22 protein-coding genes, 5 tRNA genes and 1 riboswitch are annotated in these 25484 nt (G+C 59.2%); of the genes, 6 read left to right on the top strand and 21 right to left on the bottom strand.

Annotated elements, in window-relative coordinates; all coding sequences use genetic code 11:
• Positions 1-125 precede the first annotated feature (125 nt).
• The 5 genes from IHQ43_RS21840 to IHQ43_RS21860 all read right to left on the bottom strand — a co-directional run bounded on the left by IHQ43_RS21840 (position 126) and on the right by IHQ43_RS21860 (position 6353).
• Complete coding sequence (locus IHQ43_RS21840) at positions 126-818, bottom strand: sensor histidine kinase (RefSeq protein WP_192562070.1); 693 nt, start codon at positions 816-818, stop codon at positions 126-128.
• Positions 815-2419, bottom strand: a complete 1605-nt coding sequence (locus IHQ43_RS21845; RefSeq protein WP_192562071.1) for a tetratricopeptide repeat-containing response regulator — start codon at positions 2417-2419, stop codon at positions 815-817. Before IHQ43_RS21845 ends, IHQ43_RS21840 begins: the two co-directional genes overlap by 4 nt.
• 344 nt (positions 2420-2763) lie before the next feature.
• A complete protein-coding gene (locus IHQ43_RS21850; protein ID WP_192562072.1) occupies positions 2764-4398 on the bottom strand; it encodes a GMC family oxidoreductase in 1635 nt (544 codons plus the stop codon).
• Entirely contained in the window at positions 4395-4949 is a 555-nt protein-coding gene (locus IHQ43_RS21855) for a sorbitol dehydrogenase family protein (protein ID WP_192562073.1), read from the bottom strand. The genes IHQ43_RS21850 and IHQ43_RS21855 overlap by 4 nt, the downstream gene beginning before the upstream one ends.
• A 3-nt stretch (positions 4950-4952) precedes the next feature.
• Complete coding sequence (locus IHQ43_RS21860) at positions 4953-6353, bottom strand: cytochrome c (protein WP_192562074.1); 1401 nt, start codon at positions 6351-6353, stop codon at positions 4953-4955.
• Positions 6354-6719: 366 nt separating this feature from the next.
• On the opposite strand from IHQ43_RS21860, the gene IHQ43_RS21865 reads away from it, so the two are divergent.
• Entirely contained in the window at positions 6720-8360 is a 1641-nt protein-coding gene (locus IHQ43_RS21865) for a methyl-accepting chemotaxis protein (protein WP_192562075.1), read from the top strand.
• 56 nt (positions 8361-8416) lie between these two features.
• Here IHQ43_RS21865 and IHQ43_RS21870 read toward each other — a convergent pair.
• Positions 8417-8493, bottom strand: a tRNA-Arg gene (locus IHQ43_RS21870).
• A 284-nt stretch (positions 8494-8777) separates the two neighbouring features.
• Between IHQ43_RS21870 and IHQ43_RS21875 the strand changes: the two genes are divergently transcribed.
• Together IHQ43_RS21875 and IHQ43_RS21880 are read left to right on the top strand one after the other, a co-directional pair.
• Positions 8778-9005 carry a hypothetical protein gene (locus IHQ43_RS21875; protein WP_192562076.1) on the top strand — a complete coding sequence of 76 codons (228 nt, stop codon included), beginning with the start codon at positions 8778-8780 and terminating at the stop codon, positions 9003-9005.
• A 20-nt stretch (positions 9006-9025) separates the two neighbouring features.
• Positions 9026-9205 carry a PA3371 family protein gene (locus IHQ43_RS21880; RefSeq protein WP_007960291.1) on the top strand — a complete coding sequence of 60 codons (180 nt, stop codon included), beginning with the start codon at positions 9026-9028 and terminating at the stop codon, positions 9203-9205.
• Here the strand turns inward: IHQ43_RS21880 and phnN are convergent.
• Entirely contained in the window at positions 9180-9749 is a 570-nt protein-coding gene (phnN, locus tag IHQ43_RS21885; RefSeq protein WP_192562077.1) for a phosphonate metabolism protein/1,5-bisphosphokinase (PRPP-forming) PhnN, read from the bottom strand. The genes IHQ43_RS21880 and phnN overlap by 26 nt on opposite strands.
• Before the next feature lie 389 nt (positions 9750-10138).
• On the opposite strand from phnN, the gene IHQ43_RS21890 reads away from it, so the two are divergent.
• Positions 10139-10465 carry an Arc family DNA-binding protein gene (locus IHQ43_RS21890; protein ID WP_003178899.1) on the top strand — a complete coding sequence of 109 codons (327 nt, stop codon included), beginning with the start codon at positions 10139-10141 and terminating at the stop codon, positions 10463-10465.
• Positions 10466-10579: 114 nt separating this feature from the next.
• On the opposite strand, the gene mgtE is transcribed toward IHQ43_RS21890, so the two are convergent.
• Positions 10580-12022, bottom strand: coding sequence for a magnesium transporter (gene mgtE, locus IHQ43_RS21895; RefSeq protein ID WP_007960287.1), 1443 nt, complete (start codon positions 12020-12022; stop codon positions 10580-10582).
• 320 nt (positions 12023-12342) lie between these two features.
• Between mgtE and IHQ43_RS21900 the strand changes: the two genes are divergently transcribed.
• Positions 12343-12861 (top strand): cell envelope protein SmpA, encoded by a 519-nt coding sequence (locus IHQ43_RS21900; protein WP_192562078.1) that lies wholly within the window; start codon positions 12343-12345, stop codon positions 12859-12861.
• Between the two features lie 19 nt (positions 12862-12880).
• Here the strand turns inward: IHQ43_RS21900 and IHQ43_RS21905 are convergent.
• The 8 genes from IHQ43_RS21905 to ltaE form a co-directional block, all read right to left on the bottom strand.
• Positions 12881-12957: transfer RNA gene (locus IHQ43_RS21905), tRNA-Arg, on the bottom strand.
• A 72-nt stretch (positions 12958-13029) separates the two neighbouring features.
• Positions 13030-13106 (bottom strand) — tRNA-Arg (locus IHQ43_RS21910).
• Positions 13107-13178: 72 nt separating this feature from the next.
• Positions 13179-13255 (bottom strand) — tRNA-Arg (locus tag IHQ43_RS21915).
• Positions 13256-13362: 107 nt separating this feature from the next.
• Positions 13363-13453, bottom strand: a tRNA-Ser gene (locus IHQ43_RS21920).
• Positions 13454-13515: 62 nt separating this feature from the next.
• The gene (gene csrA, locus IHQ43_RS21925) at positions 13516-13704 is read right to left on the bottom strand and encodes a carbon storage regulator CsrA (RefSeq protein WP_002554426.1); all 189 of its coding nucleotides are present in this window, start codon (positions 13702-13704) and stop codon (positions 13516-13518) included.
• A gap of 186 nt (positions 13705-13890) precedes the next feature.
• Positions 13891-15132, bottom strand: coding sequence for an aspartate kinase (locus tag IHQ43_RS21930; protein WP_007951048.1), 1242 nt, complete (start codon positions 15130-15132; stop codon positions 13891-13893).
• Between the two features lie 90 nt (positions 15133-15222).
• The gene (alaS, locus tag IHQ43_RS21935; protein ID WP_192562079.1) at positions 15223-17841 is read right to left on the bottom strand and encodes an alanine--tRNA ligase; all 2619 of its coding nucleotides are present in this window, start codon (positions 17839-17841) and stop codon (positions 15223-15225) included.
• A 146-nt stretch (positions 17842-17987) separates the two neighbouring features.
• On the bottom strand, positions 17988-18992 hold the full coding sequence (gene ltaE / locus IHQ43_RS21940) for a low-specificity L-threonine aldolase (RefSeq protein WP_192562080.1): 1005 nt from the start codon (positions 18990-18992) through the stop codon (positions 17988-17990).
• A gap of 197 nt (positions 18993-19189) precedes the next feature.
• Positions 19190-19361, top strand: a riboswitch (FMN riboswitch).
• 102 nt (positions 19362-19463) lie between these two features.
• Here ltaE and IHQ43_RS21945 point away from each other — a divergent pair.
• Positions 19464-19973, top strand: a complete 510-nt coding sequence (locus IHQ43_RS21945; RefSeq protein WP_011335530.1) for a 6,7-dimethyl-8-ribityllumazine synthase — start codon at positions 19464-19466, stop codon at positions 19971-19973.
• 120 nt (positions 19974-20093) lie between these two features.
• Here IHQ43_RS21945 and astE read toward each other — a convergent pair whose 3' ends face one another.
• From astE to astA, 5 genes are all read right to left on the bottom strand, one after another.
• On the bottom strand, positions 20094-21104 hold the full coding sequence (gene astE, locus IHQ43_RS21950; RefSeq protein ID WP_192562081.1) for a succinylglutamate desuccinylase: 1011 nt from the start codon (positions 21102-21104) through the stop codon (positions 20094-20096).
• A gap of 12 nt (positions 21105-21116) precedes the next feature.
• Complete coding sequence (locus IHQ43_RS21955; protein WP_064598799.1) at positions 21117-21407, bottom strand: hypothetical protein; 291 nt, start codon at positions 21405-21407, stop codon at positions 21117-21119.
• 62 nt (positions 21408-21469) lie between these two features.
• Positions 21470-22816 (bottom strand): N-succinylarginine dihydrolase, encoded by a 1347-nt coding sequence (gene astB, locus IHQ43_RS21960; RefSeq protein WP_064598800.1) that lies wholly within the window; start codon positions 22814-22816, stop codon positions 21470-21472.
• A 163-nt stretch (positions 22817-22979) separates the two neighbouring features.
• Positions 22980-24449 carry a succinylglutamate-semialdehyde dehydrogenase gene (gene astD, locus IHQ43_RS21965; protein ID WP_192565043.1) on the bottom strand — a complete coding sequence of 490 codons (1470 nt, stop codon included), beginning with the start codon at positions 24447-24449 and terminating at the stop codon, positions 22980-22982.
• On the bottom strand, positions 24446-25471 hold the full coding sequence (astA, locus tag IHQ43_RS21970; protein ID WP_007951056.1) for an arginine N-succinyltransferase: 1026 nt from the start codon (positions 25469-25471) through the stop codon (positions 24446-24448). Before astA ends, astD begins: the two co-directional genes overlap by 4 nt.
• Positions 25472-25484 lie beyond the last annotated feature (13 nt).

The following is a 25484-nucleotide window of genomic DNA, read 5'->3' on the forward strand; positions in this document are numbered from 1 at the left end:
GTTGTCATGACGCAATCCTTGTTATTGTGCGAGCCGCGAACGGCGACCCGGACAAAATAGGCTTCGGCTGTTCGGAATATCAAGCAGCAGCCAACAAAAAGAATTCCGGTCGATGAATCCGTGATTCAGGGCAGGTAAATACTGAACACGCCGCCGCCCAAAGGGCCGCCGTTGCGGATTTCGGTTCGCCCGCCAACACCGTTGCGCTGATGCAAAGCGGCAATCCGCCCGGCAAAGTACAGACCAAGGCCGGTACTGCCACTGCTGTGGTTGATGCCCTGCACATAATCGGCCTGACGCTCGAGCATCTCGGCCGGGTAACCGTCGCCATCATCGTTGATGCTCAGCACCAGTTGCCCGGCTTCGTCGCTGACAGTGATCAGCAACGATTCGCGGGCATAGCGGATGGCGTTGTTGATGCAATTGCCCAGCACCGAGGCGATCAGTTCGCGGTCGAAGAAACCCAGGGGACTGAGCGGGTCGACTTCGTAAGTGGCGATGATTCCACGACTGGCGAACACTTCCTGATGCGCCGCCAGTTGCGCTTCGATGAAATCGTCCAGCTCGTGGTAGGCCGGCTGCAACGGCATCTGATTGACCCCGAGCTTGTACAGCCCGAGCAGTTGCACCAGCATGCCGTTGAGATGGGCGAACTCGAAGTCGATCACGCCCTGCTCCGGCCCTTGGCGCTGGGCCTCGGGCAGGCGCGCCAGCCATTGGCTGTGGGCCTGCATCAGCATCGCCAGGGAGTTCTTCATGTCGTGCACGGTGGAGGCGATCACCGTGGAAAAATCCAGTGCCTGCTCGTTTTGGTTCATTCGCCAAACGCCTTGCTTTTCAGCTTCTGATAACGCGGATAACGCGCGTCGGTATCGGGCATCATGCCCACCAGTTTCAGGCAGGCCCGACATTCTTCCAGCTCCGCCGACGGCACATTGGTGTCGGTGCCGTGCAGCAGCGACTGGGCCATGTTCAGCGCAATACTGATGTTCTTTGGTTGCATCTTCAGCGCCTTGCGGAACACCTCGCGGGCCTCCACCAGGTTGCCGGTCTTGTACACGCGCACGCCCTGACGGTTGAGATCGGCGGCCGCGTTACTGGAGCTGAGAATAGTCGGGTCGTCGGTGAGCTTGGCGATGTCTTTCATCACCGTCGGGTCATCGCCGTAGATTTCCGCACAGCTCTTGAGCATCGAGGTGCCCGCCTCGGCCTGACCGAGCATCTGCAATTGCTTGGCCACCAGCAACGCCGCCTCGGGGCTCATGAACTGCTCCATGCCGTCGAGGCGCATCAGCGCTTGTTCGGTGAGCTTCTCGGCGGTCTCGGCGTCGTTGAGCAACAGGCTCGTGGCCTTCATCAGACGCGCGCGAATCTGCAGGCCCGGATCGGTCGGGTTTTCCTTGGCCACTGCACTGAGGGTGGTGTTGATCTCCAGGCGCGTACGCGTATCGAGACCACGCTCGCTGCCCTTGCTGATCAAGGCATGGGCCAGGCCCAGATTGCTTTCCGGATCCTTGAACCGCGATTGCGCACCCTGACTCACCGCCTGACGATAAGCCCGGGAAGCGGTGTCGAAATCTTCGTTGGCCATCGCCAGCTTGCCCAGCAACGCCTGACGACGTACCGCCAGCGGCGACAGGCGAATCGCCTCCTCCAGCACTTGCTGCGCACCTTTGGTATCGCCTTCGGCGACCAGCACGTCGGCCATGCCGTCATACAGCGCCGGCATCATCGGGAAGACCTTCAGGGCTTTTTCGTAAACGCCCTTGGCCTGGGCCACCTGCCCACGCTTGAACAGCAATTTGCCCAACCCGGCAAACGCCCACGGTAACGGCCGATCGGCGATGATGCTGTCGTAAAGGCGCTCGAGCGCTTCGTTCTGGTTCATGTCGCGCAACGCATCGGCGCGGTAGCGCAGGCACAGCGGCGAATAACGGATGTCCTGTTTGCACAAGGCGATGCAGGCGTTGAGCACTTCGACCGGTTTGCCACGGTCGAGAGCTTGCAGAATCGGCTTGAGCAGCGTCTTGCGCTGCTCCAGACGCTCCAGGCGCTGAGCCAGGCCGGAGCGGTTGAATGGCTTGGTCAGGTACGCGTCCGGCTCGTGCTCCAGGGCACTGAGCACCATCGCCTGACTGGTCTCGGCGGTGACCATCACGAATACCGCTTCGTGACTGATCAGCTTTTCCAGCATCAAGTCTTCCAGCACCTGCTGACCGTTCTTCTTGCCGTCACCGAGATGGAAATCCTGGAGGATGAAATCGTAGGACTTCTGCGCACACATTTTCAGCGCCTGCTCACCGGTGTCGGCGGTGTCCACATCCTTGACGCCCAACTCGCGCAACATCGAACGCACGGAACTGCGGAAATCCGAGAAATCATCGACGATCAGAAAACTCTTTTGGTGATACGACAGCATCGAGGATTTCCAGGCAATTGAAGAGGATGGACCATTTTCAGGCGCGCAGATGATAGCTGCCGGCCAAATGCTATCAAGCGATTTCGCGCGACTCTGAAGTCACCGAACGGGTTATCGGCCGGATCAGCGGTTCTCTTGAAGCGGGGGTTCAAGATTCGTTGCGCGGGATTAGCCTGCGCGGCTGGTCTCAACTTCAAATGCGGTTATTTCAAAGAACACGGCATCGCGTCGGCCTATACGCTTGCCTTCAGCCTGCTCGCTCCAACCGCCGGATTGGACTGCGCCAAAAACAAAAAAGCCCCACCAGATTTCTCTGCATGGGGCTCTCCAATCGACGGCGTCCCTCAGACCTCCGCCACCAACACATCAGCGATCCGAATGCTCAACGCCGCACCTGTCAACGTCGGGTTCACGCAGGAGGACGATGGCATGACGCTGGTCCCTGCGATGAACAAGTTCGAATGGTCGTGACTGCGGCAATCGCGGTCCACCACCGAGTCTTTCGGATCATCGCCCATGATGGTGGTGCCCATGATGTGCTGACGGTTCTGGAAACCCGTGTCCGTACTGAGGATGTCGGCGTCGAGCAATTTCGCAAACTGTTTGAAATCCTCCAGCGCCTTTTCTTTACCGGCGTGCCAGTAGTCGGGAACGCTGTAATAGATCTCGGGAACCGGCAGGCCGATTGCGTCGAATTTGGTCTTGCTCGGGGTGACCCGGTTTTCCGGCAATGGCAGGGTTTCGAAGTCCACAGCCCAGTTCAGGGAGCGCGCCGATTGCAGTCGGATCTGCTCGTCGAGCTTCGAGCCCAGCACGCCTTTGGCGATCAGGTTCGAGGTAATTTGTGATGTCGGCACGGTGTTGCGCACCTTGATCTTGTAGCTCGGATAATCGTTGCGGAACGCGCCATCGCGACTGTTCAGATAGACCAGCAATTGCGTCGGCCCCTCGCCCGGCCACATGTCTTCCTTGGTCATGACGTTCATGCTGATGCCGGTGTGATCCATCAGGTTGCGTCCGACCTGATCCGACGAGTTGGCGATCCCGTTCGGATACTTTTGCGAGGTCGACATCAACAGCAACTTCGGCGACTCGATACCGTAAGCCGCCAGCACAAAGGCCCGCGCGGTCAGTTTGTGTTTGGACTTGTCGGGGCGCATGTACCAGATCGCGGTGATCTTGCCGTCATCGCCCGCCTCGATCTTGTAGACGACGGAGTTGTCCAGCACCTTGGCGCCATGGCGCTCGGCTTCATCGATATGCATCGAACCGTCGTACTTGGCGGCAATCGGACACACCGGGTTGCAGTTGTTATTGCCAGCGCAGGGAGGTCGCTTGCCATAGGGGCGGGTCGCCCGGCCATTCGGCTCGAGGATCGGGTTATACCCGCCCTTGCCGAGCAATTCGGAAAGGCGCTTGAACATGTAGCTCGGTTTCAGGCCTTCCATCGGATAGGGAATCGAGCGCGGAGGATAGGCCTCGCCGCCCTGCCCGCTTTCGTCCTGGCCGTCGACACCGGAAACACCCAGTTCGATTTCAGCCCGAGCGTAATAGGGTTCGAGTTCGTCATAACTGATCGGCCAGTCACGACCACGGCCATACAGCGACTTCAGACGAAAATCGTTGGGCAGCATGCGCCACAGCGAAGAACCGAAATGCCAGGTGGTGCCACCCACCACTCGCAGATAAGAGGTGTTGTATTTCACCGGCCCTATCTGCTGCAAATAGTCGCCGTAGGTCGACGGCGCGTGTGGCAGGCTCGGGTAGGGCGACCCGGCGCCCTGCAGCTTGGCATTGGCCAGCGAGAGTTTCACCGGCGCATTGCGGAACGTTTCCACCACATCACGGCGATTCACCCGGGGACCGGCCTCGAGCACGATCACCGACTTGTTCGCCTTGGCCAGGCCCGTGGCGATCAGACCGCCCATGACACCGGAACCGATGATCACCACATCGGCATCGAATTGATCGCTGCTCATACTGTCGAGTCCTGAATGACTGCGGGTTTGGGACCCCATGAATCCGGGCCGCCACCGTAGGTTGGAATGATGAGAATGCCGTGAGTGGGCTGATACATCATGGCGAGTGAATAGCTGATCAGCTCCGCATCCGCCGGCTCACCGACGATGCCCAGATACCAGGCGGAAATGATGCTGGTGGCCGTCGCCCGCAGCGATGGATCCGGGTTCGGCTGCGCGAGATATTCATCGACATGCCTGTAACCCTGAGTGCTGATCAATTGCTTAAGCGCAATTACATTGGTCGAAAAATTCGGTGCGCGCTTGTCCAGCGCAGCGTAATAACGACCGGCCAGAACCGGATTGACCGCACGGCTGACCAGAAACTGCGACAGCGCAATGAAATCGTCGCTGGAGACCTGGGCTGCCAGCACCGACTGCCAGGGCATCGCACTGCCGATCATCGCCGCCAGCCCCAGCGTCACGGAACCGCGCAACAGATTGCGACGAGTGAGCCCGGTCGAGCTTTCGGTTTGAGTTGTTACGTGTTTGTGCGTCATTGAAGTGTCCATTGCTCAAGCCTCCTTGCGCCGACGTGCAATCAAGGCCCATGCGCCCAGGCCGATCAGCAAGCACGCGAGAATGATGACCGGGATCGTAAACTTCGCCATCACCGCCAATGGCGCCTGGGGTCCACCGTTACGTACCTGTGCCACATCGGCGGCCGTGACAATGGTGTCGGCATTGCCGTAGCGCGACAGCACGTAGTTGCTGACGTCGGCAATCTGCTGGTCGTTCAGGCGGTCGGTGAACAGTGCGTCCGGGCCGAATGCCGGCATGTCGATGGCCACACCGTCGACTTCACGATGCACCCCGTACACGATGGCCGCGATCAGGTTGTCGCTGCGACTGGTGGCCGTGTTGTGAAACAGTGATGGATATTCCCGGGTGCCCTGACCGTCCGGCTGATGGCAATTGGCGCAAGTGCCACTGAAAACATGCCAGCCCGGGTTGTCCCCCGGCTTGCCTCCGCGCAGCGTCAGCTCATCGACCGAAGCCTGACCGTACTCATGCCGGGCCTTGCTCTCCCCGGTCTTGATCGGCGTCGTCTGCAACAGATAGGCCGCGATGGCTTTGAGATCCACATCGCTCAGATGCTGCAGACTGTTTTCCACCGCCTCGGCCATCGGCCCCGCTGCCTGGGCCTTGCCCTCGACGTGACCGGTGCGCAGATACGCCACGATCTCATCGCTCGACCAGGCACCGATGCCGCTGACCTTGTCGGAAGTGATATTGGGGGCATACCAACTGCCCAGTGATCCGCCGGCCAACGGTTTTGCGCCGTCGGCCGCCATCAGGACATTGCGCGGCGTGTGGCAGGTATCGCAGTGAGCCAGGCCGTTGACCAGATAGTCGCCACGATTGACCTCGGCGGACTTGGCCGGATCCGGAGTGAAGCGTGTTTTGCTGTGGAACAGCGCGTTCCAGCCAATCATCGATGCACGGATATTGAACGGGAAATCCAGCGCGGTTTTCTGGTTCTGCGTATCGACCGGCGTCACTTCATGCATGAAGTAGTCGTAGAGCGCAGCAATGTCACTGTCGGTGATTTTCGAATAAGAGGTGTAGGGCATTGCCGGGTACAGTCGAGTGCCGTCGGCCGCCACCCCGTCACGCACCGCGCGAGCGAATTGCTCTGAGGTGTAATCGCCGATACCCGCCGTTTTCGAAGGCGTGATGTTGGTCGAATAAATGGTGCCCATCGGTGAACTGAGCGGATAGCCGCCCGCAAAAGCCTTGCCGCCTGGCGCCGTGTGGCAAGCCACACAGTCAGCCGCTACCGCCAGACGCTTGCCCACCGACGCAGTGCTGTCGAGTGCCTCGCCATGTGCTGCCCCGGCCGTGGCGATCAACAGCGTAACCAATCCGGCAAAGGCGTACCCCCTGCGTTTCCCTTTATCAATGCGACGCGACATGAGTCCTACCCTAGGCTGCTTCGTTCTTTTTTTTCACGGTTCTGGAAATCACGAACACGGCATCCTCGCCATCTTGGAGCCAAGGACGAAGAGGTACGATGTCGTACGTATTTTTTGGAATATTCCACACAATGTAACACTTGGCAATAAATAGAAAAGGCCAAGTGCCATCTTTTGTATGTGTGTGCTGAGTGCTCTAAATCAGTAGTTACAAGGGATTCAATGCAGAATATATTTGGACAAGAAACAACTGGTAACCCTCCAGTTGTGGACTCAGCAGCCGAAAGATGTACGACGACTATCCATTTTCCTACGAGCTGTGCTCGATATTGTCCCGCCCCCCAAACATGTCAGCAGGATGCCTTTATGACTTGGTTGAATGACGCAAGACTCTCCACGAAATTGATCACGGCCTTTGCGGCGTGCGCCTTCATCACCTTGGGGGTAGGCCTGCTGGGCAGCCGAGGAGTGACCGAGCTCTCGACGAGCCTCAGATCGGTGTTTGGCAACAACCTCGTCGCCGTCGCCAACATCGCGCAGACCAAAATCAAGGCCGTCGGACAGACCCGCGACATGTATCGGCTTTACGTCGCCACTGCCGCCAACCTGCCACAGAGCACCAAGGACGAATTCCTCGCCTCGATGAGCGCCAACCAGTTGGCAAGTGAAAAAGCCTTCGCCGAATACCGAAAAACCGAGCTTGCCGACGACGAACGTGCAGCCGGTGACCGAATGGAAAAAGCCTGGCCCGTTTACCAGGCGATCGTGCAAAGGTATCTGGCCCTGATGAAGGCTGGCGACCTGGAAAACGGCCGCGAACTGCTGCTCGGCGACCTGCAGAAAACCTACCGCGTCGTCATGGACGAATTGACCATCATGTCCAATTCGAACGACCTGCAAGTCAGCGAAGCCGCAAAGCAATCGGTTCTGACGGAGTCCTCCGCCAAGACGTCTCTGTATATCGGCATCGTGCTGGCCTTCATCACAGCAATTCTGCTGGGTCTGTTCATCAGCCGACTGATCAGCCGCCCCATTTCCAAAGCCGTTGAAAGTGCCCGGAACATTGCCGGGGGCGACCTGACTCAGCACATCGTCAGCACCGGCCGCGACGAGGCCGGGCAGTTGCTAACAGCCCTGGCCGAGATGCAGGGCAGCCTGAAAAGCACTATCCAGCAGATCGCCAGCGCAGCAGACCAACTGGCTTCAGCTGCCGAAGAACTCACCGCCGTCACTGACAATGGAAGCCGTGGCCTGATACGTCAGAACGACGAGATCCAGCAGGCTGCAACCGCTGTCACGGAGATGACCTCCGCCGTGGAGGAAGTCGCGCGCAACGCCGTATCCACTTCTGAGGCCTCCCAAGCCACCAGCCGGGAAGCCGGCAATGGACGCGATCAAGCGCGAAGCGCCGTCGCCGCGATCAACCATGCAACCACGGAAATCGCCACCTCCACCACGATGGTCAAAGACCTGGCGGAGAAAGTTCGAGACATCGGCAAGGTCCTGGACGTGATCAGGGGAATTGCAGAGCAAACCAATCTGCTGGCACTTAACGCAGCCATCGAAGCCGCACGTGCGGGTGAGCAGGGTCGAGGTTTTGCTGTGGTCGCCGACGAGGTACGAGCCCTGGCGGCAAGAACCCAAGCTTCGACGGGGGAAATCGAAGGCATGATCAACGATGTGCGCAACAGTGCAGACGAAGCCGTTGGCGCCATGGGGAAAAGCCAGGCGCTGGTCAGCGAAACCCAGTCACTGGCACAAGCGACCGGCCAGGCACTGGAACTGATCGCCGACGGCATCTCGCAGATCAATGATCGCAACCTCGTCATCGCCACAGCCTCGGAAGAACAGGCACATGTTGCTCGCGAAGTGGATCGCAATCTGGTCAACATCCAGGATCTGTCCACCCAAACGGCGGCAGGTGCGCATCAGACCAGCGCCTCGACCCAGGAATTGTCCAACCTGGCGGCGTCGTTCAACACGATGGTCAGTCGCTTCCGCCTGTAAATCCGATCGCAATAAAAAGCCCCACCAGATTGCTCTGCGTGGGGCTTTTTCATAGATGGTGTCCCAGGGCAGGTTCGAACTGCCAACCTTCCCCTTAGGAGGGGGATGCTCTATCCAATTGAGCTACTGGGACACAGGACTGTCGGTGCGACAGACGGCGTGCATGTTAACGGCCGGGCCCTGATTTGTCATGTCGTCCGCAGGGCTTTTTAAGTGTAGGCAGGCGCCCCGCAAGGGTGACGGACGTTTTACCGTGCAATTTGCATCACCGCAAAAAGCCATCATTGCAGATTGCAATGCGCCCCGCTCGAAAAACCCTGTTAAATGCTTGTTTTTAAAGGACTTAACAGCAGTTAGACTATTGGCACGACGGCTGCTTTATCGGTTCTTATACAAGAACAATCGGAGACTCGTCTCATGAGCAGCGCCCTGGTGTTCGCAAATGCAATCGCACTGGCCGTCCTGGTGGGCTTTCACTTTGTCCCTGAGGATAACGAAAAAGTGGCCGGGCGCATGCCACATTACCTGCAAGTGCAGAAGGCGCCGCAATGGGCGGTGTTGAGCGATCAGGACTTCGCCCCGAAAGCGGTCAGCGAGCCTGAACAGGCGTTGCCAGCGAATTCGACTGAACGTCTGGTTTTTTGAAATATCTTCAGGAGTACAGCATGTCCAAGTCAGCTGCAGGATTTCTTATCCTCGCCTTATTGAGTGGCCTCGGACATTTTTCACTGTTCGAGGAAACCGAAATATCCCTGCCCCTGATCGGTTGCGGCGTTTTTTCGGCGTTGTTCGTTTTGGCGCTGGTGGCCGGGCGCAAGATCAAGTTTGATCCGGTATTGCGCTGAACCTGACCAGCTCCAGCAAATGATGGACCGCGTCGGCCAGGTCGCCCGAATTGTCGATCAGATGCACAGGGCTGTCAGTTGAACGCCTGTCCTTGAACAGCGTATTGCGGGCCAGCCTCGCATCGATCTGCTCAAGCGTCTCTCGACCGCGCCGGAGCAGGCGCTCACGCAAGACATCATCCCGAACCGTCAGCAGCACCGGCAACAGCACCGGGTAGCGTTCCAGCGCTTGCCGAAGGTTCGCCCGAGAGCCATTCACCAGGACGTGCTTACCGGCTTTCAACCATTGATCCATTTCTACCGGAATTCCATAGGCCAGACCGTTGGCCTCCCACGCCAGCGAAAACTCGCCGGCGCGCTGACGTTGCTCGAACTCCTGGGGCGTCACGCCGATCGCATCCTCGCCCACGGATTCGGCCGAGCGGGTGATCACTCGCCTGATGATTTCGCAGTTCAACGCTCGTAAGGGTTCACGCGCAGCCTCGATCAGACTGTCCTTGCCGGAGCCGGAGGGTCCCATAAGGTAAATCAGCCTGCCATCCATCCTGAAAACGCCCTCCGGCGGGCATTTGCCCCTAGTAAATCGGCCATTTGCCACTATCCTGTACAAGGTAAGGAACAACGATTCAACCCGCATAGCATGCACGTTCTGACGCCTTCGGGCATCAGTTGACGTGCTTCAGGACGCGGTCAGCGATACGGACCGATGCTTTCTTTTCAAACCAGTCCGCATTTCTGATAATTGGTGCTGGCATTACGCCTTTACCCGGATCAATATTTGTCACAGAATTGACGCCAATGATCTGGCAATTTTGAGGCATGATGCGCGCCTCTGAACAATTCAGGTTGAACCATTTGGCGCGGATGCTTGTCCTACCACACATCCTGCGGCCAATCCCGAGAACCGCTCCCCTGAACTAACCGGTTAAATATATGCGCCCATTGAAACAGGCAATTTATTCCAGCCGTACGGCTGACAAGTTCGTCGTACGTCTGCCAGACGGAATGCGTGAACGCATTGCCGAGGTGGCTCGCAATCATCATCGCAGCATGAACTCCGAGATCATTGCGCGCCTTGAGCAGAGTCTTATTCAGGAAGGTGCACTGGGCGAAGAGCTGAGCATGCGCCTGGACAGTCCGGAGCTGTCACTGCACGAGCGCGAGCTGCTGCAACGCTTCCGCCAACTCTCCCATCGCCAGCAGAACGCGCTGGTTTCTCTGATCGCCCACGACGCCGAAATGGCCGCAGACGCATCCTGAGTCAAACCGAACATCTCAAGCCAGCATGAATGCTGGCTTTTTTTTGCCTGCAATTCGGGCTTTTCATGGGCGAAAAAAAGCCCGCCAATCGGCGGGCTGTTTCAATGCTATCGATCAGAGCAGGAAGATCGTCGCCAATCCCAGGAAGATGAAGAAGCCGCCACTGTCGGTCATGGCGGTGATCATCACGCTGGCGCCCATCGCCGGATCGCGGCCCATCTTCGCCAGGGTCATCGGGATCAACACCCCCATCAACGCTGCCAGCAGCAGATTCAACGTCATGGCGGCGGTCATCACTACGCCCAACGACCAGCTGCCGTAGAGCAAGTAAGCCACCACGCCGATCACCCCACCCCAGACCAGGCCATTGATCAACGCCACGGCCAGCTCTTTGCGCATCAGGCGCGAGGTGTTGCCGGTGCTGACCTGGTCGAGGGCCATCGCGCGCACGATCATGGTGATCGTCTGGTTGCCGGAGTTACCGCCAATGCCCGCCACAATCGGCATCAGAGCCGCCAATGCCACCAACTTTTCGATCGAACCTTCGAACAGGCCGATCACCCGCGACGCGACGAATGCCGTGATCAGGTTGATCGCCAGCCACGCCCAACGGTTGCGCAGGGATTTCCAGACCGAAGCGAAAATGTCTTCCTCTTCACGCAGACCCGCCATGTTGAGGACTTCGCTTTCGCTCTCCTCACGAATCAGGTCGACCATTTCGTCGATGGTCAGACGGCCGATCAGCTTGCCGTTCTTGTCGACCACCGGGGCCGAGATCAAGTCGTAACGTTCGAACGCCTGAGCGGCGTCATAGGCGTCTTCGTCCGGGTGAAAACTCACCGGGTCACTCGCCATGACTTCGGAAACCTGTTTCTCCGGATCATTGACCAGCAAACGCTTGATCGGCAGCACGCCCTTGAGCACGCCGTCGTAGTCGACCACAAACAGTTTGTCGGTATGGCCCGGCAGCTCTTTCAAACGCCGCAGGTAACGCAGAACCACTTCAAGACTGACATCCTCGCGGATGGTCACCATCTCGAAGTCCATCAGCGCACCGACCTGCTCCTCGTCGTAGGAGAGGGCTGAACGCACACGTTCGCGTTGCTGCTGGTCCAGAGTCTCCATCAGCTCATGGACGACGTCTCGCGGCAGCTCGGAGGCCAGGTCAGCAAGCTCGTCGGCATCCATGTCCTTGGCCGCAGCCAGGAGCTCGTGATCGTCCATGTCGGCGATCAGCGTTTCACGGACAGAATCGGATACTTCGAGAAGAATGTCGCCGTCGCGATCAGCCTTGACCAGTTGCCAGAGCGTCAGACGATCGTCCAGCGGCAGGGCTTCAAGAATATAGGCGACGTCGGCGGAGTGCAGATCGTCGAGTTTGCGTTGCAGCTCGACGAGGTTTTGCCGGTGGACCAGGTTCTCGACCCGATCATGATGCGGGCCTTCCTGGCGATGAGTCAGGTCTTCGACGACCCGCTGGCGCTGCAGCAGCTCGACGACCTGAGCCAGGCGATCCTGCAGGCTTTCCTGTGTTTTCTTTACTTCGATTTCGGACATAGGCGAACTCCACTCCCAGCAGCGGGGCACGCCGGAAGGATCAATCAGTCAATTCATGATTGGTGAAACGGGCTACTGAGTAACTACTGGGTAAGTCCATGGAGGTTTTCCATAAGCCCCGGCGGGGCTGACGGGCGCAATGATACACCGCCTGACGGTTTTAAACGTTAAAAAATCGCGGCTGAAACAAGCGCTTGCGAGACAAAGCTGAGCGCTGTCCTGATCCTTCACACTGCGACGACTCATCCTGAAAAGAAAACACACCGGCGGTGAAAAAACTGCCAGCTAGGCTTGATGAGAATCGTCATGGAGGACGCCGAATGCCATCGAAAACATCCCGATTCATGTTGACCACCCTGCTCTGCCTGCCCACCCTCGGGAGCGCAACCACGCTTCATCGCTGCGAAGCATCTAACGGTAGCGTCACGTTCACGACATTGAGCTGCGCGAATGATGAGCACCTTTCACTGCAGGAAGTTCGCCCCTACTCGCCTGGCTCAACCGTCGCACTGATACCCGAAGCCCGGCACGAAGAAGTATCCGGTATGAATATCAGAAAACGAGAAATGGCTGTCGTCGGGCGCACCCAGGACAAATGCGGAGACTTGATCGACGCACGACAGAAACGCGAGGCGATCATCAATCAACGAATCATCGCCGGCATGAGCCAACAGGACGTTGAAAGCGCCTTGGGCAAACCCGACAAGGTAAGCATCCGTAATTCGGCAACGAGTTATCGTTACGACCTCAAGCGAGGCCGTAGTGCTCAAATCGATTTTGATGAGAAAGGATGTGTGACGGGAAAAGCCAAATCCCGGACAGCAAAAAGCCCGCGTTAAACGCGGGCTTTTCGGTATATGGTGCACTCGACAGGATTCGAACCTGTGACCGCTCGGTTCGTAGCCGAGTACTCTATCCAGCTGAGCTACGAGTGCAATTTGTGTTTTTAGACCAGACCACAACTGGCTGTAACCAAGTCATCTGCATTGCTGCAACTGACTCTTAAATGGTGCACTCGACAGGATTCGAACCTGTGACCGCTCGGTTCGTAGCCGAGTACTCTATCCAGCTGAGCTACGAGTGCATTTTGTGTTTTTAGACCAGATCACAACTGGTTGAAGCCGAGTCATTTACATCGCTGCAATTGACTCTTAAATGGTGCACTCGACAGGATTCGAACCTGTGACCGCTCGGTTCGTAGCCGAGTACTCTATCCAGCTGAGCTACGAGTGCATTTGTTGCGCCGCATTATAGCCCGTCTAATCTCTATTCCAACCACTTCTTCTATAAATTTCAACAACTTACAGAAAAAGCCAGATTACAACGTACTAAGCAAATAATGGCGGAGAACGGGGGATTCGAACCCCCGACACCCTTTTGAGGTGTACTCCCTTAGCAGGGGAGCGCCTTCGGCCACTCGGCCAGCTCTCCGCAACACGGGGCGTATATTAACCACCTTCTTCCCCGTTTGCAAACATAAAAATCGATAAAAATTAATGGCTTGGTTCTTCGTCCTTCTCTTTCTTTATACGCAGATAGATTTCTTCACGGTGCACGGCCACCTCTTTCGGGGCGTTGACGCCGATACGCACTTGATTTCCTTTGACGCCGAGCACGGTCACGGTGATTTCGCCATCACCGATAATCAGGCTTTCTGCGCACCGACGAGTCAGAATCAGCATACCTTTCTCCTCACGCGAATCATTTCAGGGACAACAGTCTGCAAAAAAAAGGCACCCGACCTACAACCGGAGCGATCGTAGCCCTACATGCCTGAGTATTGACCAGCGCGAGCAAAAGAACAGTTCAGGGCTCGCGCCATTCAAAAAATAAAGGGCGCGGTCAGACCGCGCCCTTCAGACAACGACTCACTCGCCCTGACGGGCCGGAGCGTCGAGTTCGAAAGCCGTGTGCAGGGCGCGCACGGCCAGTTCCAGATACTTCTCTTCGATCACTACGGAAACCTTGATTTCCGAAGTCGAGATCATCTGGATGTTGATGCTTTCTTTCGCCAGGGATTCGAACATGCGACTGGCCACACCTGCGTGGGAACGCATGCCGACGCCGACGATCGAGACCTTGGCAATCTTGGTGTCGCCAACCACTTCACGGGCACCGATCTCGCGAGCGGTGTTTTCCAGCACGGTCTGCGCGGACTGGTAGTCGTTGCGGTGCACGGTGAAGGTGAAGTCGGTGGTGTTATCGTGCGCGACGTTCTGCACGATCATGTCGACTTCGATGTTCGCGGCACTGATCGGGCCAAGAATCTTGAACGCCACGCCCGGGGTGTCTGGCACGCCACGGATGGTCAGCTTGGCTTCATCGCGGTTGAAAGCGATGCCGGAAATGATCGGCTGTTCCATGGTTTCCTCTTCATCAATAGTAATGAGGGTGCCCGGACCCTCCTTGAAGCTGTGCAGTACGCGCAGCGGAACGTTGTACTTGCCGGCAAATTCTACGGCGCGGATCTGCAGCACCTTGGAGCCGAGACTGGCCATTTCCAGCATCTCTTCGAAGGTGATCTTGTCCAGACGCTGAGCAACCGAAACCACACGCGGGTCAGTGGTGTAGACACCATCGACGTCGGTGTAGATCTGGCATTCGTCAGCCTTCAGCGCAGCGGCCAGCGCCACGCCCGTGGTGTCGGAACCACCACGACCGAGAGTCGTGATGTTGCCGTGCTCGTCGACGCCCTGGAAACCGGCGACCACCACCACGCGACCTGCTTTCAGGTCACCGCGAATCTTCTGGTCATCAATCTGCAAGATACGCGCTTTATTGTGCGCACTGTCCGTCAGGATCCGCACCTGGTTGCCGGTGTACGACACCGCCGGCACACCGCGCTTGATCAGCGCCATGGCCAACAGGGCGATCGTCACCTGCTCACCGGTGGAAACGATCACATCCAGTTCACGCGGAACCGGTTGATCTTCGCCACTGATTTGCTTGGCCAGATCGATCAGACGGTTGGTTTCGCCGCTCATTGCAGACAGCACAACCACCAGGTCATCGCCGGCATCGCGGAATTTCTTAACCTTGTCGGCGACCTGCTCGATTCTCTCGACAGTGCCGACCGAGGTGCCTCCAAATTTCTGTACGATCAAAGCCATTTCAAAGCCGCCTCTGCCCATGAAGGGCGCCCAATAATCACTCGAACAGCCGCCGGGCCCGCCACGAGACTGCGGGCCCGACGGGCCGTCTTATAAACCCTGCTCGACGAATGGAACGGTCAGCGCCAGTGCGCCATCCAGTGCGCCGGCGTCGACACCGCCGCCCTGCGCCATGTCCGGACGACCACCGCCCTTCCCGCCCACTGCCGCAGCAGCCTGTTTCATCAAATCACCGGCTTTGAGTTGGCCAGTCAGGTCCTTGGTTACGCCTGCAACCAGTACGACCTTTTCCTCATGGACACTGCCGAGCAGGATCACTGCGCGGCCGAGTTTGTTTTTCAGCTGATCGACCAGCGCCAGCAGCGCCTTGCCGTCCTGACCATCCAGACGCACAGCCAGCACTTTCACGCCCTTGACATCCACGGCCGAGGCCGACAGATCGTCGCCCGCAGCGGCGGCAGCCTTGGCCTGCAACTGCTCGAGCTGCTTTTCAAGCGCACGGTTGCGCTCCAGCACAGCCGACAGCTTGTCGATCAGGTTGTCGCGGCTGCCCTTGACCAGGCTGGCCGCTTCCTTGAGTTGTTCTTCAGCAGCGTTCAAGTACGCCAGCGCCGCAGCGCCGGTGACCGCTTCGATACGACGCACGCCCGATGCCACACCGCCTTCGCTGATGATTTTCAGCAGGCCGATGTCGCCGGTACGGTTGGCGTGGATACCGCCGCACAGCTCGACGGAGAAATCGCCGCCCATGCTCAGCACGCGCACGTTGTCGCCATACTTCTCGCCGAACAGCGCCATCGCGCCTTTCTGCTTGGCGGTTTCAATGTCGGTTTCTTCGGTTTCAACGGCGGAGTTCTTACGGATCTCGGCGTTGACGATGTCTTCCAGCGCTTTGATTTGCTCAGGCTTGATCGCTTCAAAGTGGCTGAAGTCGAAACGCAGGCGCTGACTGTCTACCAGCGAGCCCTTCTGTTGAACATGCTCACCCAGCACCTGACGCAATGCAGCGTGCAGCAAGTGGGTGGCCGAGTGGTTCAACGAAGTCGCGTGACGCACCTCGGCATCCACGTGGGTTTCCACTGGCGCGCCGATGATCAGGCTGCCGGACGCCAGCACGCCGTGGTGCAGGAACGCGCCGCCGGTCTTGGTGGTGTCACGCACGTCAAAACGGCTGTTGCCGGCCTGCAGGTAACCGCAATCGCCAACCTGGCCACCGGATTCGGCGTAGAACGGGGTCTGGTTCAGAACGATCACCGCCTCTTCGCCTTCATTCAAGACGTCGACCGACTGGCCATCTTTATAGATAGCGACAATTTTCGCCGAACCGCTGGTGTCGGTGTAACCGGTGAACTCGGTGGCCACATCAACCTTGACCAACGTGTTGTAGTCCAGACCGAACGAGCTGGCCGAACGCGCACGAACACGCTGGGCTTCCATCTCACGTTCGAAACCGACTTCGTCGATGGTCAGGCTGCGCTCGCGAGCGATGTCCGCAGTCAGGTCCATCGGAAAACCGTAGGTGTCGTAGAGTTTGAACACCACGTCGCCCGGCACCACGGTGCCTTTGAGTTCCAGCAGATCCTGCTCGAGGATCTTCAAGCCGTGATCCAGAGTCTTCGAGAACTGCTCTTCTTCGGCCTTGAGCACGCGCTCGATGTTGGATTGCTGCTTCTTCAGTTCCGGGAACGCTTCGCCCATTTCGGCGACCAGTGCCGCAACGATCTTGTAGAAGAAGCTGCCGGTGGCGCCCAGCTTGTTACCGTGACGGCAGGCACGACGGATGATCCGGCGCAGCACGTAGCCACGGCCTTCGTTGGACGGCAGCACGCCGTCGGCGATCAGGAAACCGCACGAACGGATGTGGTCCGAAACAACCTTGAGCGAGGACTGGTCGCCATTTTCGCAACCGATTGCTTCAGCCGATGCGCTCAGCAGGTTCTTGAACAGGTCGATTTCGTAGTTGGAATTGACGTGCTGCATCACCGCACTGATCCGCTCCAGGCCCATGCCGGTATCCACCGACGGCGCTGGCAACGGATGCAACACGCCATCGGCGGTGCGGTTGAACTGCATGAACACGTTGTTCCAGATCTCGATGTAACGGTCGCCGTCTTCTTCCGGCGAACCCGGTGGGCCGCCCCAGATGTGGTCGCCGTGATCGTAGAAAATCTCGGTGCATGGGCCGCACGGGCCGGTATCGCCCATGGTCCAGAAGTTGTCGGACGCGTAAGGCGCGCCTTTGTTGTCGCCGATACGAATCATGCGCTCGACCGGCACACCGATTTGTTGGGTCCAGATGTCATACGCTTCATCGTCGGAGGCGTAGACGGTGACCCAGAGCTTTTCCTTCGGCAGCTTCAGGACACCGGTCAGGAACGTCCAGGCGAAGGTAATCGCGTCGCGCTTGAAATAGTCACCGAAGCTGAAGTTACCCAGCATTTCGAAGAAAGTGTGGTGACGGGCGGTATAACCGACGTTTTCCAGGTCGCTGTTCTTGCCACCGGCACGCACGCATTTCTGGCTGCTGGTCGCACGGGTGTACGCGCGCTTTTCCTGGCCCAGGAAGCAGTCCTTGAACTGGTTCATCCCCGCGTTGGTGAACAGCAGGGTTGGGTCGTTGCCCGGAATCAAAGAGCTGGAGGCTACACGGGTGTGGCCTTGCTCTTCGAAGAAGCGAAGGAAGGCTTCACGGATTTCTGCGCTTTTCATTAGGTTCTTCCACGGAGGCTGCGGCCAAAGGCCTGTACGAAACGTCAACAGACGAAACGACGGCAAAGGGCCGCATTATATCGGCCCTGCGCGCGGGGTACAGCGTGTTTATACGATAGAAACGGTCAATTGGGTGGCTAACGCTGTCACTTGCGCGAAAACTCGACGAATGTCGCGATCACTTGCTCGATTTGCGAGCGATTGACGTCCATGTGCGTGACCATCCGCAGCCGGGCCGCAGCGCTCAATTTGATCCCGCGCTCGGCAGCGAATGCCTTGATCGCCTCGGCACGGTCGCCCATCTGCACGTAAACCATGTTGGTCTGCACCGGCTCGACGTTGAAACCGGCCTCGCGCAGGCCTTCGGCCAGCAACTGCGCGTTGGCATGGTCATCCGCCAGGCGCTCGACGTGGTGATCCAGCGCATAAAGACCCGCCGCCGCCAGCAATCCGGCCTGACGCATGCCGCCACCGACCATTTTGCGCAGGCGTCGGGCCTTTGCAATCAACGCCGACGAACCGCACAGCACCGAACCGACCGGCGCGCCGAGGCCTTTGGACAGGCACACCGAGACCGAATCGAAATGTTGGGTGATTTCCCGGGCATCGACCCCGAGCTTGACCGCCGCGTTGTACAGCCGCGCGCCGTCCAGATGCAGTTGCAGGCCATTGTCCTGAGTGAACTTACGGGCCCGGGCCAGATAGTCCAGCGGCAGCACTTTGCCCTGCATGGTGTTTTCCAGCGCCAGCAGACGGGTCCGGGCGAAGTGGAAATCATCAGGCTTGATCGCCGCGGCCACCTGATCCAGGTCCAGCGAGCCATCGGCCTGCACCTCCAGCGGCTGCGGCTGGATCGAACCGAGCACCGCTGCTCCGCCGCCCTCGTACTTATAGGTGTGTGCCTGCTGGCCGACGATGTACTCGTCACCGCGTTCGCAGTGCGCCATCAAGCCCAGCAGGTTGCTCATGGTGCCGGTCGGAACGAACAGCGCGGCAGCAAAACCCAGCCGTTTTGCCAACTCGGCTTCCAGACGATTGACCGTCGGATCTTCGCCATACACGTCGTCACCGGTGTCGGCGCGGGTCATCGCGTCGAGCATGGCGGGAGTCGGTTGAGTGACGGTGTCGCTGCGAAGATCGATAACGCTCATGAACCTGGCCTCAAGTCAGCAGGGGAATTCCCTTTTCGAAGACGAATTACTGCGGGCATGGCGCGGATTATTCAACCCTCGCGCAAGGAAAAGTCGTTTCCGCGCTTCGAAAAATCCGATGGCAATCATCACAAAGGCGCAATGCACAGCCCGGCAATCTGTGTTAAAAACGCTGCGCCGCCCGATAAAGGGCGGCGAAACGTTCTCAGGGCGGGGTGCAATTCCCCACCGGCGGTAATTGCGCGCAATGCGCATAGCCCGCGAGCGCTTGGTGACGGGCACGGCAAAAGCCGTGAGCGGCGGCAAGGTCAGCAGACCCGGTGTGATTCCGGGGCCGACGGTCATAGTCCGGATGAAGAGAGAACGGGATTGACGCCAAAGGGCCGTCCGCCGTGTTCGCGCGAGCGTGCGTACCCTTGAATCCCTTTCGATTCATAACGCCCTGTTTTTCACACAAACAGGAGTCAGAACATGCAACCCACCGCTATCGACAGCAAAAGCAAACACACTCACGGCGAGCGCGTCGCGTTCATCCAGGCCTGCTGGCACAAGGAAATCGTCGACCAGAGCCGTAAAGGCTTCCTCGCCGAAATGATCGCCCAGGGTTATCAGGAATCGGACATCGATTTCTTCGAAGTCGGCGGCGCCTTTGAAATGCCTCTGCACGCCAAGCTGCTGGCCAAGACCGGTCGTTATGCCGGTATCGTTGCCGCCGCCCTGGTGGTGGACGGCGGAATCTACCGTCACGAGTTCGTCGCCCAGTCGGTGGTCAGCGGCCTGATGCAGGTTCAGCTGGAAACCGAAGTGCCGGTGTTCTCGGTGTCGCTGACCCCGCACCACTTCCATGCCGGCGAAGAACACCAGAAGTTCTTCTTCGAGCATTTCGTGCACAAGGGTCAGGAAGCGGCGAAGACCTGCGCCGATACATTGCAGAAGGTGCGTGCGTTGCGCCGTACCGAGCCGCGTGCTGTAGCGGTCTAAGCATCATAAAAACTGTGGGAGCGAGCTTGCTCGCGAAAGCGGACTGACAGTCAACATCAGTGTTGAATATCAGATCGCATTCGCGAGCAAGCTCGCTCCCACATTGGTGATACGGTGCTATCAGGCAAGATTTTCGTCAGTGGTCGGCACAATCAGAATGCCCGCCCGCAGGCCGTTCTTGACCTTGGGGTTGGGGAAGATAATCCGCGCGCCCTGCTCTTCGATGATCCAGCGGGTATTGGCCAGGTCTTCGGCCAGCACATAACCCACATCCAGTTCCGAAAAGTTTTCGATGTCCGCTGGCAGGTTCAGGCGGAACGCATCGCTGTGCTTGATGACTTCCCGCGCCACGCTGAACAGTTGCAGACCGTCCAGCCCTTGCTCGGCCATCTCAGGCTCAGTGCCTTCGATAATCTGTTTCAGACGGGTTTCCAGCAGTGACACGTTGACCCCGGCGTTCTGCCCGAATGGTCGCGCCTTGCCCAGTTCAAGCGTGAAGGCCTCGGCGCCCAGCTTGTCGTAGGTATAGGAGCTGAACACGATCGATGGCTTGTTCTGCAACAGCACCGCCTCCATACCGGCGGCGCGCAGGCGGGCCAGCTCAAGACGGGAATGCTGGCGACCTTCCTTCCACGGATACAGGGCGAACTGCTCGATCTTCGAACCGCGAATCGCGGTGTGCAGGTCGTAGTGCAGGCGCTGACGGTCAGGAAGGCTGAAGAAACTCGCGGCCAGACGTTCCAGCTCGCAGGCGCGCAGGGCTTCGGAACCGCTGCTTTGTTCGTGACGGCCGTTGAACAGCCGATTGACGTCCTGCTCGACGAAACGCTCGCCCTTGCGAATCGCTTCCGGGTTACCGAACAGGAACAGAATGCGTGCGCGCGGCTTCAAGTCGCCGCGAGCGATGTCATGCAGCAACCGGTCGAGCAATTCGATCGGTGCCGTTTCGTTGCCGTGGATGCCTGCCGACAGCAGCAGGTCCAGGCCATTGTCGCGCGCTTCGGGTGGCCGGACTTCCAGCGCACCCTCGCTCAACCAGCGCATGCGCACGCCTTCGACAGTCAGTTGAGTCTTCTCCGCCGGTTCGCGGCCGGCGAGGGTCAGTTCAAGCAGTTTGCCGAGGGCGAGCATAGAGCGGTTTCCTTAGTGGTCGTGATTGCAATCCGGGCCGTGCACATGGCCGTCATCGTCGCCGAGGTCAGCCGGTTCCATCTCCAGTTGCAGACTTACCAGATTAGTCGCCAATGGGCGCAACAGCAGGTTGGCGTACTCTTCGTCGCCCTCTTCGACGTCCACGCCGATCAGCAGTTGGCCGCGGCCGTCCTGCTGGATCCACAGCTCTTTGCCTTGCCACATGACCGCGACGCGGGTGCAGGAAGTTTCCAGTTGCTTGCCGTCGGTGTCTTCAAGGATCAGCCGCAGGGAATCGCTCATGTCTTTTTTACGCTCTGTTGGGGAGACAAGCCGCGCGCCGCGTTCAAGCGGCGCGCCGGCCATCAATTGATCTGGAATGGATAAACCGCGCCCAGTTTAAGGATTTGCGTCAGTTCATCCAGTGCCGTCCGGCATTCAAGCAGCAATTGCGGATCCGCCAGATCACTTTCGGTCAGGCGGTCGCGGTAGTGCTTTTCAACCCATGCGGTCAACGAACCGTACAACGGGGCGGTCATGATAACCCCTGGGTTGACGGCCGCCAGCTCGGTTTCGTTGAGCGCGACGCGCAGACGCAGGCACGCCGGGCCACCGCCGTTCTGCATGCTTTGCTTGAGGTCGAAGACTTTCACTTCACGAATCAGGCCGCCGGAGCTGGTCAGGCCTTGCAGATAATTCCACACGCGCTCGTTGCCACGGCACTCTTCCGGCACGATCAGCAGCATCGAACCGTCAGGACGCGACAGCAACTGGCTGTTGAACAGGTAGGAACGCACTGCGTCGTCCACAGTGACCGCCGAGCGCGGCACGCAGACCGACTGGAACTTGCCGCCGACCTTGGCCAGTTTGGCTTGCAGTTCGGCCAGCATCTGATCGGTGTCGAGGAACGCGTCCTCGTGATAGAACAGCACCTCGCCGTTGCCCACCGCGATCACGTCGTTATGGAACACGCCCTGATCGATCACTGCCGGGTTCTGCTGCGCGTAGACCACGCCGTCGTCACGCAGGCCGTGCAAACGAGCGACTGCTTGCGACGCTTCGAGGGTCTGGCGCGCCGGGTATTTCTGCGGTGCCGGGTAACGGGTGTCGAACGCACTGCGACCGAACACGAAGAACTCGACGCCGGCCTCGCCATATTCACGGCAGAAACGCGTGTGGTTGGCCGCGCCTTCGTCACCGAACTGCGCCACCGCCGGCAAGGCGGCGTGGTGGGCGAAGTGCTGCTGGTTGGCGAACATCGCGCCCAGCACGCGACTGGTGGTCGGGTGTTCGATGCTGCGGTGGTATTTGCAGTTCAGGTTGGCGGCGGTGAAGTGCACGCGACCGTCAGCGGTGTCGGCACTCGGGCTGACCGTGGCGGCGTTGGCCACCCACATGCTCGACGCCGAGCAACTGGCGACCAGCAGCGGCATCGCTTCTTTGGCGGCGCGCTCGATCACCTGAGCGTCGGTGCCGCTGAAACCCAGACGGCGCAAGGCAGCCACGTCCGGACGTTCCTGCGGTGCGAGAACGCCTTGCTGAAAGCCCATTTCCATCAGCGCTTTCATTTTCGCCAGGCCTTGCAGCGCCGCTTCCTTCGGGTTCGAAGACTGCTGGCTGTTGCTCTGGGACGCAACGTTGCCGTAGGACAGACCACCGTAGTTATGGGTCGGCCCCACTAGACCGTCAAAATTGACTTCATAGGATTTCATCAGCGAGGCTCCACGAGAATCTGTTGTTATAGGCATCGGGTAACAATTCAATAAGACCGAGTCGCGGCCATCGCTGGCAAGCCAGCTCCCACAGGTTCAACAGTGTTCACAGATTTTGTGTTCGATTCGGACCTTGTGGGAGCTGGCTTGCCAGCGATGGGCATCACGCCATCTTCACGCCAGGCGTCAGGGCCGCCGGCAGTACCAGGCTCGGGGTTTCCAGCGAGGCCACCGGGTACGCGCAGTAATCCGCCGCGTAATAGGCGCTGGCGCGGTGGTTGCCCGAGGCGCCGACACCGCCGAACGGCGCGCTGCTCGCAGCACCGGTCAGCTGTTTGTTCCAGTTGACGATCCCGGCGCGGCTTTCCAGCCAGAACTGCTGGTAGCGCTCTTCCGAATCCGACAGCAGGCCAGCGGCCAGACCAAACGCGGTGTCGTTGGCTTCGGCAATCGCCGCCGCGAAATCGGTGTAGCGGATCACTTGCAGCAACGGGCCGAACAGCTCTTCGTCCGAACGCTCGGCAACCGCCGTCACATCAATGATGCCCGGGGTCAGCAGCGCCGACTGCGCCTGCGGCTGAGTCATCGCCAGCAGCGACACTGCACCGTTAGCCAGCAGATGCGCCTGGGCATCCATCAACGCTTTTGCAGCGCCAAGGGAAACCACCGAACCCATGAACGGTGCCGGCTGCTGATCGAACGCGCCGACCTCGATGGTCGAGCTGACGTCCACCAGACGCTTGAGCAGGCTGTCGCCCCACGCGCCTTGCGGCACCAGCAGACGACGGGCGCAGGTGCAACGCTGACCGGCGGAAATGAATGCAGATTGAATGATCGTGTACACCGCCGCATCAAGATCAGCGACCTGATCGACCACCAGCGGGTTGTTACCACCCATCTCCAGCGCAAGAATCTTGTCCGGGCGACCGGCGAACTGCTGGTGCAGGTGATTGCCGGTACGGCTCGAGCCGGTGAAGAACAGACCGTCGATGCCCGCGTTCGCCGCCAGAGCAATACCGGTCTCGCGGGCGCCTTGCAGCAGGTTCAGCACGCCGGCAGGCAAGCCGGCTTCGATCCAGCACTTGACCGTCAGCTCGGCGACTTTCGGGGTCAGTTCGCTTGGCTTGAACAGCACGCTGTTACCGGCCAGAAGCGCCGGTACGATGTGGCCGTTAGGCAAATGGCCAGGGAAGTTGTAAGGGCCGAACACCGCCACCACACCGTGGGGCTTGTGGCGCAACACGGCGGTGGCGTCGCCCAACGGGCCGCTCTTCTCGCCGGTACGCTCGCGGTAGCTCTGCACCGAGATCGCGATCTTGTTGACCATGCTGGTGACTTCAGTCGCGGCTTCCCACAGCGGCTTGCCGGTTTCCTCACCGATGGTGCGGGCCAGTTCGTCAGCGTGGTTCTTCAGCGCGGCGGCGAAGGCTTCGAGCACGCTGATGCGCTCTTCCAGGGTACGACGGGCCCAGCCCGGGAACGCCTGACGTGCAGCCTGCACGGCGGATTCGACCTGAGCGGCAGTGGCGCCCTCCCCCGACCACAGCACTTGCTGGGTCACCGGGTTCAGCGATTGAAAGGCCTCGCCCTGGCCGGCCAGCCACTCACCTGCGATGTATAGCGAATTCATTATTTCGACTCCCGGGCAGCGGACAACGCCACGGCGCGAACCTGATCGCCAGCGTTGAGTTGAAGACGTTTGGCGGTCAGCGGATCGACCACCAGGGTGCCGGCGGCCAGACGGGCCGGCGCAGCCGTGATGCGGCAGTCTTCGCGTTTGCGGTTATGGATGATGAACGGCGTGGCGTCGTCGCCCGGTGTGCCGATGGCCAGCACCAGCGCTTCGCTGTCACGCACTGCGCGGATCTTGCTGGTCTCGCACTCGATAGCCGGGCCGGCGTCGAAGATGTCGACGTAACCCTGATAGCTGAAGCCTTCGCTCTTGAGCATCGCCAGCGCTGGTTCAGTGTCCGGGTGAACCTGACCGATGACGTTGCGCGCGTCCGGCGACAGGAAGCAGGTGTACAGCGGGAATTTCGGCATCAGTTCGGCGATGAACGCCTTGTTGCCGACACCGGTCAGGTAATCGGCCTGGCTGAATTCCATCTTGAAGAAGTGACGACCCAGGCTTTCCCAGAACGGCGAACGGCCGGCGTCATCCGACACGCCGCGCATCTCGGCGATGATCTTGTTGCCGAACAGTTGCGGGAATTCGGCGATGAACAGCATCCGCGCCTTGGACAGCATGCGACCGTTGAGACCGGTGCGGTAATCGGCGTGCAGGAACAGCGAGCACAGCTCGGAGTTGCCTGTCAGGTCGTTGGCCAGGAACAGCGTCGGGATCTCGCGATAGATGTTCAGTTCCTGCGAGGCGCTGACGGTCAGGCCGACACGGAAGTTGTACCACGGCTCACGCAGACCGACGGCGCCGGCGATGGCGGAAATCCCCACCACGCGACCGTCATCGTCTTCGAGCACGAACAGGTAGTCCGCGTCGCCACGGCCGGCTTCACCGCGAAAGGTCTTCTCGGCCCAGCCGACCCGGTGGGTCAGGCGCTCTTCGTTGGCCGGCAAGGTGGTCAGGCCGGTGCCGGTGCTGCGGGCCAGGTCGATCAGAGCGGACAAATCGCTGCTGCGTACGGGACGAACAATCATGCTATCTCCTCAA

Origin of the sequence: Pseudomonas gozinkensis (assembly GCF_014863585.1) — a bacterium.
In the GTDB taxonomy this organism is placed as follows: Bacteria; Pseudomonadota; Gammaproteobacteria; order Pseudomonadales; family Pseudomonadaceae; genus Aquipseudomonas; species Aquipseudomonas gozinkensis.

What these genes read in the sequence shown, in the direction of transcription:
- IHQ43_RS21840 (WP_192562070.1), bottom strand. Translation starts at nt 818, where the DNA reads ATGAACCAAAACGAGCAGGCACTGGATTTTTCCACGGTGATCGCCTCC.
- IHQ43_RS21845 (WP_192562071.1), bottom strand. Translation starts at nt 2,419, where the DNA reads ATGCTGTCGTATCACCAAAAGAGTTTTCTGATCGTCGATGATTTCTCG.
- IHQ43_RS21850 (WP_192562072.1), bottom strand. Translation starts at nt 4,398, where the DNA reads ATGAGCAGCGATCAATTCGATGCCGATGTGGTGATCATCGGTTCCGGT.
- IHQ43_RS21855 (WP_192562073.1), bottom strand. Translation starts at nt 4,949, where the DNA reads ATGGACACTTCAATGACGCACAAACACGTAACAACTCAAACCGAAAGC.
- IHQ43_RS21860 (WP_192562074.1), bottom strand. Translation starts at nt 6,353, where the DNA reads ATGTCGCGTCGCATTGATAAAGGGAAACGCAGGGGGTACGCCTTTGCC.
- IHQ43_RS21865 (WP_192562075.1), top strand. Translation starts at nt 6,720, where the DNA reads ATGACTTGGTTGAATGACGCAAGACTCTCCACGAAATTGATCACGGCC.
- IHQ43_RS21875 (WP_192562076.1), top strand. Translation starts at nt 8,778, where the DNA reads ATGAGCAGCGCCCTGGTGTTCGCAAATGCAATCGCACTGGCCGTCCTG.
- IHQ43_RS21880 (WP_007960291.1), top strand. Translation starts at nt 9,026, where the DNA reads ATGTCCAAGTCAGCTGCAGGATTTCTTATCCTCGCCTTATTGAGTGGC.
- phnN (WP_192562077.1), bottom strand. Translation starts at nt 9,749, where the DNA reads ATGGATGGCAGGCTGATTTACCTTATGGGACCCTCCGGCTCCGGCAAG.
- IHQ43_RS21890 (WP_003178899.1), top strand. Translation starts at nt 10,139, where the DNA reads ATGCGCCCATTGAAACAGGCAATTTATTCCAGCCGTACGGCTGACAAG.
- mgtE (WP_007960287.1), bottom strand. Translation starts at nt 12,022, where the DNA reads ATGTCCGAAATCGAAGTAAAGAAAACACAGGAAAGCCTGCAGGATCGC.
- IHQ43_RS21900 (WP_192562078.1), top strand. Translation starts at nt 12,343, where the DNA reads ATGCCATCGAAAACATCCCGATTCATGTTGACCACCCTGCTCTGCCTG.
- csrA (WP_002554426.1), bottom strand. Translation starts at nt 13,704, where the DNA reads ATGCTGATTCTGACTCGTCGGTGCGCAGAAAGCCTGATTATCGGTGAT.
- IHQ43_RS21930 (WP_007951048.1), bottom strand. Translation starts at nt 15,132, where the DNA reads ATGGCTTTGATCGTACAGAAATTTGGAGGCACCTCGGTCGGCACTGTC.
- alaS (WP_192562079.1), bottom strand. Translation starts at nt 17,841, where the DNA reads ATGAAAAGCGCAGAAATCCGTGAAGCCTTCCTTCGCTTCTTCGAAGAG.
- ltaE (WP_192562080.1), bottom strand. Translation starts at nt 18,992, where the DNA reads ATGAGCGTTATCGATCTTCGCAGCGACACCGTCACTCAACCGACTCCC.
- IHQ43_RS21945 (WP_011335530.1), top strand. Translation starts at nt 19,464, where the DNA reads ATGCAACCCACCGCTATCGACAGCAAAAGCAAACACACTCACGGCGAG.
- astE (WP_192562081.1), bottom strand. Translation starts at nt 21,104, where the DNA reads ATGCTCGCCCTCGGCAAACTGCTTGAACTGACCCTCGCCGGCCGCGAA.
- IHQ43_RS21955 (WP_064598799.1), bottom strand. Translation starts at nt 21,407, where the DNA reads ATGAGCGATTCCCTGCGGCTGATCCTTGAAGACACCGACGGCAAGCAA.
- astB (WP_064598800.1), bottom strand. Translation starts at nt 22,816, where the DNA reads ATGAAATCCTATGAAGTCAATTTTGACGGTCTAGTGGGGCCGACCCAT.
- astA (WP_007951056.1), bottom strand. Translation starts at nt 25,471, where the DNA reads ATGATTGTTCGTCCCGTACGCAGCAGCGATTTGTCCGCTCTGATCGAC.